Raw genomic sequence first — 9,884 nt, 5'->3', positions numbered from 1 at the left:
AAGGCCGTCTGAAATTGTTCAGACGGCCTTTTTGTCACGGAATCATTTGATTAGTGATGAATGCAACTGCACTCTTTGTTCATATCAATCACCATACGGCCGGTAATTTTACCTTCGCGCATTTCTTGGAAGATGGCAGGCGCTTCATCCAAAGCACGCAATTCGACTTTAGGCACAACCAAACCTTCTGCCCCGAATTGGAATGCTTCTTCCAAATCTTTGCGGGTACCAACCAGAGAGCCGACCACTTCGATGCCGTCCAATACCAAACGTGGGATAGACAAATCCATAGACTCAGGCGGCAAGCCGACTGCAACGACACGGCCGCCGGCGCGGACACAGTTAACGCCTGAATTGAAGGCGGCAGCGGATACGGCTGTCACAACGGCTGCGTGTGCGCCGCCGGTTTTCTCTTGGATGACTTGAGCCGCATCTTCTTTGGCGGCATTGATGACTAAATCAGCGCCGCTTTCTTTAGCGAATGCCAGTTTTTCATCGTTGATGTCGATGGCGACAACGTGTGCGCCGAATACTTTTTTCGCGTATTGAACCGCCAAGTTGCCCAAACCGCCTGCGCCGTAAATCGCAATCCATTGGCCCGGACGAACGCCGGAAACTTTAATCGCTTTATAAGTAGTTACGCCGGCACAAGTAATGCTGGAAGCTTGCGCAGGATCCAAACCTTCAGGAACTTTGACCGCGTAATCGGCACTCACGATACAGTGGGTTGCCATGCCGCCGTCGGCAGTATAGCCTGCGTTCAATACGGAGCGGCACAAGGTTTCGCGGCCGGTATTGCAGTATTCGCAAGAACCGCAGCTTTGGAACAGCCATGCAATGCTGACACGGTCGCCGACTTTCAGATTTTTCACACCGTCGGCAACTTCTTTAACCAAACCGATGCCTTCGTGTCCTAACACGCGACCCGGTTTGTCGCCGTAATCGCCTGCCGCAACGTGCAAGTCGGTGTGGCAAACGCCGCAATACTCGACTTCCACCAACGCCTCGCCGTATTCCAGCGGACGCAGTTCGCGTTCAACAACTTCTACATCACCTGCTACATCTTTGTTTACTACCACAGCATGCATTTTCATGGAGCGTCTCCTAGGGTGTTGAAAAACTATTTAGCTATGAATGAGAATACTCCCCATATCCGAAGCCGTCAACCCATAATCTTTTTTAAAACAATAAGTTATAATGTTATACCATAACAAAATCTATTTAAGCCGTATAAATCTTTAAATACATTAACAAATGGACTTTCATTTCAATCAAATCCTTTATTTTTCAGACGGCCTGCTACATGAGATAACATTGTAAATGTAAATTTTGAGAATATTCTCATTTTTAGTACTTGAACTTAAAAAGAAAAAAGCATAAGCTGTTTTTCATGGTGTCAAAACACCTATTCCCATTCATTAAGGAGACAGCATTATGGCAAAAGATTTAAATGTGTTTGATAAAGAATACGGCCTTTTAATCAACGGCGAATGGACGAAAGGTAGCGAAGGCAAACTTTTATCCTCTTACAACCCTGCCAATGGCGATGAATTGGCCAAGTTCACAGACGCATCTGACGCCGATGTCGATGCTGCCGTGGCCGCTGCCCAAGAAGCATTCAAAACATGGCGTAAAACCACGACTGCCGAACGCGCGGCCATTTTGAATAAAATCGCCGATGTGATTGACGAAAACGCCGAATTGTTCGCCCTGCAAGAAACCTTGGACAACGGCAAACCCATCCGCGAAACCCGCGCCGCCGACGTACCTTTGGCTTCCGACCATTTCCGCTATTTCGCCAGCGTCATCCGCGGCGAAGAAGGCACGGCAACCCAGCTTGACGCCGAAGACCTATCCATCGTTTTGCGCGAACCGATCGGCGTTGTCGGCCAAATCATTCCTTGGAACTTTCCATTCTTGATGGCCGCATGGAAAATCGCTCCGGCATTGGCCGCAGGTTGTACCATCGTCATCCACCCTTCTTCCAGCACTTCATTGAGCCTGTTGTCCCTCGCTCAAAAAATCAACCACTTGCTGCCTAAAGGCGTGTTGAACGTGATTACCGGCCGCGGTTCCAAATCCGGCGAATACATGCTCCACCACAAAGGCTTCAACAAACTGGCCTTTACCGGCTCAACCGAAGTCGGCCGCCGCGTCGGTATCGCCGCCGCCGAATTGCTGATTCCGTCCACTTTGGAATTGGGCGGAAAATCTGCCAACATCTTCTTTGACGATATGCCTTTCGACAAAGCCCTCGAAGGCGCGCAAAAAGGTATTTTGTTCAACCAAGGTCAAGTGTGCTGCGCCGGTTCGCGCATTTTTGTACAAGAAGGCATTTACGACAAATTCGTCAATGCGTTGGCTGAAGAATTCAAAAAAATCAAAGTCGGCCTGCCTTGGGAAGACGACACCCAAATGGGTTCGCAAGTCAATGCCGGTCAACTCGAGACCATTTTGAAATACGTCAAAATCGGTGAACAAGAAGGCTGCCGCATCATTACCGGCGGTAAAAAAATCGAAGGCGAATTGGGCAAAGGCGAATTTGTCGAACCGACTTTGATTGAGGCCAGCAACGAAGCCCGTGTTTCCCAAGAAGAAATCTTCGGCCCGGTTGCCACCGTGATTAAATTCAAAACCGAAGAAGAAGTCATCAAAATGGCCAACGACAGCGAATACGGCTTGGGCGGCGCAGTGTGGAGTACCGACATCAACCGCTGCCTGCGCGTTTCCAACGCATTGGAAACCGGCCGCGTTTGGGTAAACTGCTACAACCGCCTGCCTGCCGGTGCGCCGTTTGGCGGCTACAAAACTTCAGGTATCGGCCGCGAGACCCACAAAATGATGCTCGCCGCCTACACCCAAGTGAAAAACATCTACATCAGCACCCGTGAAGAACGCGAAGGCTTCTATTGATTCGGCAATTCACATTAACCTGATTTAGAACATAAAAGGCCGTCTGAAACCTGTTTCAGACAGCCTTGTTTTATTCTGTTTCGCAATAAATGCTTTATATCTTTCTCAAAAAAAGCCCCATCACTTTCTCTCCAGCTACAGCCAGCAATGCCCCGGCCACAACCACCATGGCACCCACATAGCTGACGATATTCATATCCGAAGCGGCAAAATAATCGGGGGCGAGATGATGGCCGATGGTGGAAAATATCATGGTGAATACAGGAATCAGCGTGGTGACGATACTGACTTTTGAAGCGTCCCAATGGTTGAGCGCTTCGCCGAATGAACCGTAGCCGATCAGCGTGTTCAGGCAGCAATAGATAAAGCAGCCCCATAAAAACGGATTGCCGATATGGGCGATTTGCGATGGTTCGGCAAACGGCAGGAAAACAAAGCTGCTGCAAAAATAAATCATCAACAGGATTTGTTGCGAATTGAAATGTTTGGACAGAAGTTTTTGCGCCACGCCGTAGCACACCCAAATCATGCTGCCCGAAGCCGCCATCATCACGCCGACCGCGTAGCTGCCCAAGCTGAAAAGTTCGCCAAATTTGTCGTTGAAAAACATGACCAAACCCGTCAGTAAAAGCATCAAGCCGATTTTTTGCCAATGCGTAAAGGCTTCTTTAAACACGCCAACGCCGACCAAAATCATGGTAAAGGGCGAGAGCTGCCACAATACCTGCGTGGTTGTCGGCGAAATATAGTGCAAACCCATGGCAACAAGAACAAAGTTGGCAGAAATACCGATAATGCCCAGCACCAATAAAAATAAGGTTTGCTTCGAAAATTCAGACGGCCTCGGCAGCTTGCCGGTCAGCCCCAACAACGCAAACAACACCAGCGAAGCCACTAAAAAGCGTATCCACACCAGCGTGGGCGCATCGACGGCTTTTAATGCCTGTTGGGCGATAACCGGCAGCGAGCCCCAAGTCATGGTGGCAAGCAGCGCCAATGAAAAGCCGAGCCAAGGTTTTTGTTTCTTCATTTTTCAGACGGCCTTTACTTACGCGGCTTCCCAGTAGTCGATATAAAGCTGCAATTCGAGGTTATTCCGCCATTCGTTAGCAACGGGGCGGTACACCGTGCGGATGTATTCGGGAATGTCTTCGCTGCAACGCCAAAACATGGCTTCAAATTCGTAGCCGTCTTTTTGCAGCCAGACTTTTTTGTGTTTGCCTTCCGCGCCCAACGGCTGCTGGCGGATGACGTGAAATTCATCGGTAAAACTCGGCGGCGCGAAGCCCTGCCCCCAAACGTGTTTGGCAAGGTTCTGCGCCTGTTCCAGCGTAATGTCGCGTGCAGGCAGGCTGCCGTCGGTGATGAAGGTTTGCGACAAATCGTCTTCGCACACCATCTCGCGCACGGCTTCTTCAAAGGCCGTCTGAAACGCGGGAATATTGTGTTCAAGTATGCTCAAACCCGCCGCCATTGCGTGTCCGCCGAATTTCAAAATCAAATCGGGATGGCGTTTGGACACCAAGTCCAAAGCATCGCGCAGGTGCAGATTGGGAATGGAGCGACCCGAACCGCGCACTTCGCCGTTGTCGGCAGGCGCAAACACGATGGTCGGACGATAAAAACGGTCTTTGAGGCGGCTGGCCACGATGCCGACCACGCCTTGATGGAAGTCGTCGCGATACGCCACCAAAGTCGTCTGACCTGGAGGCAAGGTTTCAGGAAAATCATTCAGCGCATCTTGCAGCATAGACTGCTCGATTTCGCGGCGCTCGATATTGAGGTTGTTTAACTGAGCTGCCAGTTCCTGCGCTTCGGCATCATCTTGCGCCAACAGACAGGCAATACCGACCGACATATCGTCCAGCCGTCCGGCGGCGTTAATGCGCGGCCCCAACGCAAAGCCCATATCAAACGGCTGCGCCTTGCGCCAATCGCGCCGCGCCACTTCAAACAAAGCGCGGATACCGGGGCGCATCTTGCCCGAACGCATCCGTTTCAAACCTTGCGACACGAGGATACGGTTGTTGTGGTCGAGGGGGACGACGTCGGCGACGGTGCCGAGTGCGACCAAATCCAAGAAGTCGCCCAGATTCGGCTCTTTCAGGCCGTCTGAAAAATAATTGCGGTGGCGCAGTTCGGCACGCAAAGCCATCAATACATAAAAAATCACGCCCACGCCCGCCAAGCTTTTGCTTTGGAAACCGCAGCCTTTTTGGTTCGGATTGACAATGATGCAGTCGGGTACGGTCTCGGCAGGCAGATGGTGGTCGGTCACAATCACATCCAAACCCAACTCCTGCGCACGCGCCACGCCTGCAATGCTGGCGATACCGTTATCCACCGTTACCAATAAATCCACACCTTGTTCTGCCGCGATTTCAGCCAGCTCTGGCGTTAAACCGTAGCCGTGTTCAAATCGGTTGGGCACAAGAAAATCCACTTTCGCCCCCATCGCCGCCAAACCGCTCATACCGACGGCACACGCCGTCGCTCCGTCGGCATCGTAGTCGGCGACAATCAGGATTTTTTCCTTGCGCTCGACCGCATCTGCCAAACGGCCGGCGGCGGCTTCGCAGTTTGTCAGCGTTTGATACGGCAAAAGCGCAGCAAGCTTGTCGTCCAACTCAGCCGGACTTTGCACATCACGCGCAGCACATAGCCGCGCAATCAAAGGATCGGTACCGGCAGTGAGCAAGTCGTTGAAAACAGTCGGATTAATGGAACGTGTTTGGATTTTGACGGACATGGTGTGTGGGTTTAAAGAGAAAAAATTAATATTTTTAAGCGTTTATTTTAAGGAGGAGGCCGTCTGAAACCTGCAATCCGTTTTCAGACGGCCTTGGATATTATTTGCGTGAAGCATCGATAATTTCACTGACTACGACATAGGGGACTGCTATCACTGCGCCGACTGCGTCCAAAGCCAATGTAAATGGTGTTTGCAGGATATTCTCCGTCAACTTCTGAACGTCTGTGCTTTTTTTGGTTTCCGTATAATAAATTCTGACCGGGACGGCAGTATCAAAACGGCGGTCTTCGGCAACATTTTTCGGCGTTGCGTAATAATGACCTTCGGTAGAAATACACCGCGTGTAGACAGTTTTGTCATCGAGCTCGACCGGCTTAAACGCCAGCTGTTTCAACTTGGCAATCTCGGCGGCTTTTTGAGTATCGTAACGCAGGCAGAATTTTGAACGGAAAGTTTGCGCTTCAGGGGATTTCAATTCGACCGGCAAAGCCTCATACGCATATCTTGGGTTTTGCTGAACCATTTGAAACTGTTTGTCCAATTTAACATCCAAGACCGCCTTCAACTTGGCCGAATCTTTAGGATTAACGACAAACCAATATTTTTTGCCCATCATGACCAAGCTGCCTGTTTCCAATTGCGTATTGTCTTTGGCAACCACGCCAAATGCGTGAATCTTGTCTTTGGCAACGGTTTTTTCGGTTGTGGTTTTATGGAACGGGTTGTTCCCTCCCCAAAGAAAAGCAGTACAACCATTCAGGGTTAGTACACTGATTAACAAAGCGGGTACAAAGCGGCGAAATTTCATGGTCATCCTCCTTCGGTATTACGATACAGGCCGTCTGAAAACCGCAATCCGTTTTCAGACGGCCTTAAGGTTTATTCCTCCCAATCCTGCCCTTCTTCTGAAGCATCGGATTGACCGGCCTCCATCACTGCTTTAATTTCTTGGAACAGCGCGCGGAAGTTTTTCGGCGGTTTGTTTTGCTCCTGCTCTTTTTTGGTGTTGCGGATCAAGGTGCGCAATTTACCGGCATCGGCTTGCGGAAAATTGGCCATAAATTGGGTAATCGCGCCATCGTCTGCCAACAGTCGGGTACGCGCCTGCTCGACGCGTTGCAAAAAGGCATTGTGTGCTGCATTGTCGCCGCGCAGTTTGGCCAAATAGGCTTCGATGGGTGCGGGGTCGGTATCGCGCATCAGACGGCCGATAAATTGGGCTTGGCGTTTGAGCGCGCTGTTGGACGTGATTTTTTTATAGGTGGCGATGGCCTCGAATAGCTCTTCGTCCAAGCCGATTTTTTTCAGCGTATCATTGGAGAGCTTGGTCAATTCCATACCCAAAGCCTGCAAATCATTCATTTGCTTTTTCATTTGGGTTTTGCTGACCCATTCGTCTTCTTGTTCAAACATTGTGTTTACCTGATTTTCTGAATCTGCCTATTTTATCAGTTTTCAGACGGCCTTTCCGTTCGATTTTTGCAGAGGCCGTCTGAAACGGTTAAAATGCCGCAAAACCCTGTCAGGAAACCTTTTTATGCTGTTTAACCACACACCGGACGAGCTGTTGCGCTTGTGCGGACACACGCTGGATTTGGCCAAACAATCCGGCGCCACCTCGGCCGAAGCCGATTTCAGCGAGTCGCTCGGCCAAAGCGTCAGCGTGCGCCTGGGCGAAATCGAACAAATCGAGTTCCAACAAGACAAATCTTTAGACATTACGGTCTATGTCGGCCAACGCAAAGGCCGCGCCAGCACTGCCGACTTCTCCGAACGCGCCCTGCAAGATACGGTCAAAGCCGCCATCGATATTGCGCGCTATACCGCCGAAGACGATTGCGCCGGCCTTGCCGACGCTGCCTTAATGGCAACCCATATCGGCGACCTCGACCGCTACCACGAATGGGATTTGAGTACCGAATCCGCCATTGATTTGGCCAAGCAATGCGAACAGGCCGCGCTGTCAACGGACAAACGCATTGAAAATTCGGAAGGCGCATCGGTTCATACCGGCCATTACCAATACGTTTACGGCAACACCCACGGCTTTGCCGCACATCAGCAAAGCACGCACCACAGCATTTCTTGCAGCGTAGTCGCCAGTGACGAACACGGCATGCAGCGCGACTATTGGTACGATTCTTCCTGCCGTCACGAAGACATGGACGCGCCCGAACTCATCGGCCAAACCGCAGCCGAACGGACTTTACGCCGTCTGAACAGCCGCAGCGTTCCGACCGGCAGCTATCCCGTACTGTTCGACACCACTGTCGCCGTCGGCTTAATCGGCCACCTTATCGGCGCACTCAGCGGCGGTGCGCTCTACCGTCAAAGCAGCTTCCTGATTGACAGCATCGGCAAACAGGTACTGCCCGAGTTTCTCAGCCTGCGCGAAGAACCGCATATCCTGCGCTCGTTCCGCAGCACTTATTTCGATGCCGAAGGCGTCGCCACGCAGCCGCGTTTTGTGGTGAAAGACGGCGTCGTCGAAGGCTATTTCCTCAGCAGTTACAGCGCGAAAAAACTCGGTATGCAGACAACGGGCAACGCCGGCGGCGCGCACAATCTGTATCTGAACCACACCCACGCCACGCAGGCCGACCTGTTGAAAGAAATGGGAACAGGTTTGCTGGTTACCGAATTGATGGGACAAGGCGTCAACGGGATTACCGGCGACTACTCGCGCGGCGCGGCCGGTTTTTGGGTGGAAAACGGCGTCATTGCCTATCCGGTTCAGGAAATCACCATTGCCGGACGTTTGCAGGATATGTACCGCGACATTACCGGCGTGGCAGACGACGCATTACGCCGTTCGTCCAACCAAATCGGCTCCATCTTGGTTTCCAAAATGACAGTTGCCGGCAACTGATTGAACTAAATATACAAAAGGCCGTCTGAAAGATATCTTTTCTTTTCAGACGGCCTCGCCGTTATCTACTTCCATAAAAAACACATCATGCATATTGTCGTTATCCCCTCTTGGTATCCTTCTTCCGAAACCGACGTGGACGGAATCTTTTTCCGCCTCCAAGCCCAAGCCCTGCAACGCGAAGGCATGAAAATCGGCATGGTCGTGCCCATGTTCCGCTACTTGAGAAGTCAGCCGAAAACCATCTTCTCGCGCTTCTACGGCCTGCGCCGCCATCAGCAAGGCGGACTCAACACTTACGCCTACGACAGCATGTATTTCTTCCCGCGCTGCCCGGTTGTCGATATCGACCGCATCCGCTGGGTCAACGCAGGCATGAAAGCTTTTGAAGCCTATATCGCCGACAACGGCAAACCCGACGTAATTCACGCCCATTGCGTCAACTACGCCGCCATTTTGGCCTGTGCCATCTTCAAAAAATACGGCATTCCCTATGTGATTACCGAACACAGCAGCGCCATTTCACGCGGCCTTGTCCGCAAAAACCAATGGCCGTCCATGCACGAAGCCGTGCGCCACAGCGCGGCCCGGTTCGCCGTCAGCCGTGATTTCTGCCATATTCTCGAAAAAACCTACGCCGGTACAGACTGGCAATACCTGCCCAATATGCTGGGCGGCAATTTTGAACAGGATTTCGAGTTCCCCGAAAAAAACAATCAAGACTTCACCTTCTGCAGCGTCTCCCATCTGCGCCACCTCAAAGGCCACGACCTGCTCCTGCCTGCTTTTACCGAAGCACTCAAAACCTATCCGCAGCTCAAACTCAAAATCGGCGGCGGCGGCGCAGAAGAAGGCCGTCTGAAACAACTGGCAAGCGACTTGGGCATCAATCACGCCGTTACCTTTACCGGCGCATTAACCACCGACCAAACCCTAGACCTCATGCGCCACAGCAACGCATTCGTCCTCGCCAGCCGTACCGAGACCTTCGGCGTCGTCTATATCGAAGCACTGTCGCAAGGTTTGCCCGTCATCGCCACACGCTGCGGCGGCCCCGAATCCATCGTCACATCCGACAACGGCCTGCTGGTTCCAATCGAAAACATACCGGAACTAACCAAAGCATTGCTCACCCTCTACGAAAACCACGCACAATACGATCCCGTCCGTTTGCGCCAAGATTGCCTGCAACAATTCGGCAGCCGTGCCATAGCGCAACACCTGATCGACACCTTCCAAAAAGTGCTTAATAAATAGGCATAAACCATGCAGGCCGTCTGAAATCCTTCAGACGGCCTGCCTGCTTCCAACAAGATAAATCTAGTGTAAAATTAAGACAATAACTAAACT

Annotated in this window: 8 protein-coding genes; 3 read left to right on the top strand and 5 right to left on the bottom strand. The window is 51.5% G+C overall.

What is annotated here, in order from left to right:
* Positions 1-50: 50 nt before the first annotated feature.
* On the bottom strand, positions 51-1,094 hold the full coding sequence (gene adhP / locus HMPREF2606_RS05235) for an alcohol dehydrogenase AdhP (RefSeq protein WP_083315957.1): 1,044 nt from the start codon (positions 1,092-1,094) through the stop codon (positions 51-53).
* Between the two features lie 340 nt (positions 1,095-1,434).
* On the opposite strand from adhP, the gene HMPREF2606_RS05230 reads away from it, so the two are divergent.
* Positions 1,435-2,913 (top strand): aldehyde dehydrogenase family protein, encoded by a 1,479-nt coding sequence (locus HMPREF2606_RS05230; RefSeq protein ID WP_070713058.1) that lies wholly within the window; start codon positions 1,435-1,437, stop codon positions 2,911-2,913.
* Positions 2,914-3,007: 94 nt separating this feature from the next.
* Here HMPREF2606_RS05230 and HMPREF2606_RS05225 read toward each other — a convergent pair whose 3' ends face one another.
* The 4 genes from HMPREF2606_RS05225 to yjgA form a co-directional block, all read right to left on the bottom strand.
* Complete coding sequence (locus HMPREF2606_RS05225) at positions 3,008-3,943, bottom strand: DMT family transporter (protein WP_070713061.1); 936 nt, start codon at positions 3,941-3,943, stop codon at positions 3,008-3,010.
* Positions 3,944-3,961: 18 nt separating this feature from the next.
* Positions 3,962-5,662: a single-stranded-DNA-specific exonuclease RecJ gene (gene recJ, locus HMPREF2606_RS05220; RefSeq protein WP_070843412.1), complete on the bottom strand. Its 1,701-nt coding sequence runs from the start codon at positions 5,660-5,662 to the stop codon at positions 3,962-3,964.
* Between the two features lie 100 nt (positions 5,663-5,762).
* Entirely contained in the window at positions 5,763-6,473 is a 711-nt protein-coding gene (locus HMPREF2606_RS05215; protein WP_070713068.1) for a hypothetical protein, read from the bottom strand.
* 71 nt (positions 6,474-6,544) lie between these two features.
* Entirely contained in the window at positions 6,545-7,078 is a 534-nt protein-coding gene (gene yjgA / locus HMPREF2606_RS05210; RefSeq protein ID WP_070843411.1) for a ribosome biogenesis factor YjgA, read from the bottom strand.
* A gap of 124 nt (positions 7,079-7,202) precedes the next feature.
* Here yjgA and pmbA point away from each other — a divergent pair, with 124 nt between their 5' ends.
* Positions 7,203-8,534 (top strand): metalloprotease PmbA, encoded by a 1,332-nt coding sequence (gene pmbA, locus HMPREF2606_RS05205; RefSeq protein WP_070843410.1) that lies wholly within the window; start codon positions 7,203-7,205, stop codon positions 8,532-8,534.
* 87 nt (positions 8,535-8,621) lie between these two features.
* Positions 8,622-9,791 (top strand): glycosyltransferase, encoded by a 1,170-nt coding sequence (locus HMPREF2606_RS05200; RefSeq protein WP_070843409.1) that lies wholly within the window; start codon positions 8,622-8,624, stop codon positions 9,789-9,791.
* Positions 9,792-9,884: the final 93 nt, after the last annotated feature.

This window comes from Neisseria sp. HMSC070H10 (assembly GCF_001837635.1).
GTDB lineage: Bacteria > Pseudomonadota > Gammaproteobacteria > Burkholderiales > Neisseriaceae > Neisseria > Neisseria subflava_A.
The sequence above is the reverse complement of the archived record's forward strand: the minus strand, read 5'-3'. Positions and strand labels throughout refer to the sequence as shown.

Bases quoted from the DNA above. Each gene is read 5' to 3' on its own strand.
- adhP (WP_083315957.1), bottom strand. From the start codon at position 1,094: ATGAAAATGCATGCTGTGGTAGTAAACAAAGATGTAGCAGGTGATGTA.
- HMPREF2606_RS05230 (WP_070713058.1), top strand. From the start codon at position 1,435: ATGGCAAAAGATTTAAATGTGTTTGATAAAGAATACGGCCTTTTAATC.
- HMPREF2606_RS05225 (WP_070713061.1), bottom strand. From the start codon at position 3,943: ATGAAGAAACAAAAACCTTGGCTCGGCTTTTCATTGGCGCTGCTTGCC.
- recJ (WP_070843412.1), bottom strand. From the start codon at position 5,662: ATGTCCGTCAAAATCCAAACACGTTCCATTAATCCGACTGTTTTCAAC.
- HMPREF2606_RS05215 (WP_070713068.1), bottom strand. From the start codon at position 6,473: ATGAAATTTCGCCGCTTTGTACCCGCTTTGTTAATCAGTGTACTAACC.
- yjgA (WP_070843411.1), bottom strand. From the start codon at position 7,078: ATGTTTGAACAAGAAGACGAATGGGTCAGCAAAACCCAAATGAAAAAG.
- pmbA (WP_070843410.1), top strand. From the start codon at position 7,203: ATGCTGTTTAACCACACACCGGACGAGCTGTTGCGCTTGTGCGGACAC.
- HMPREF2606_RS05200 (WP_070843409.1), top strand. From the start codon at position 8,622: ATGCATATTGTCGTTATCCCCTCTTGGTATCCTTCTTCCGAAACCGAC.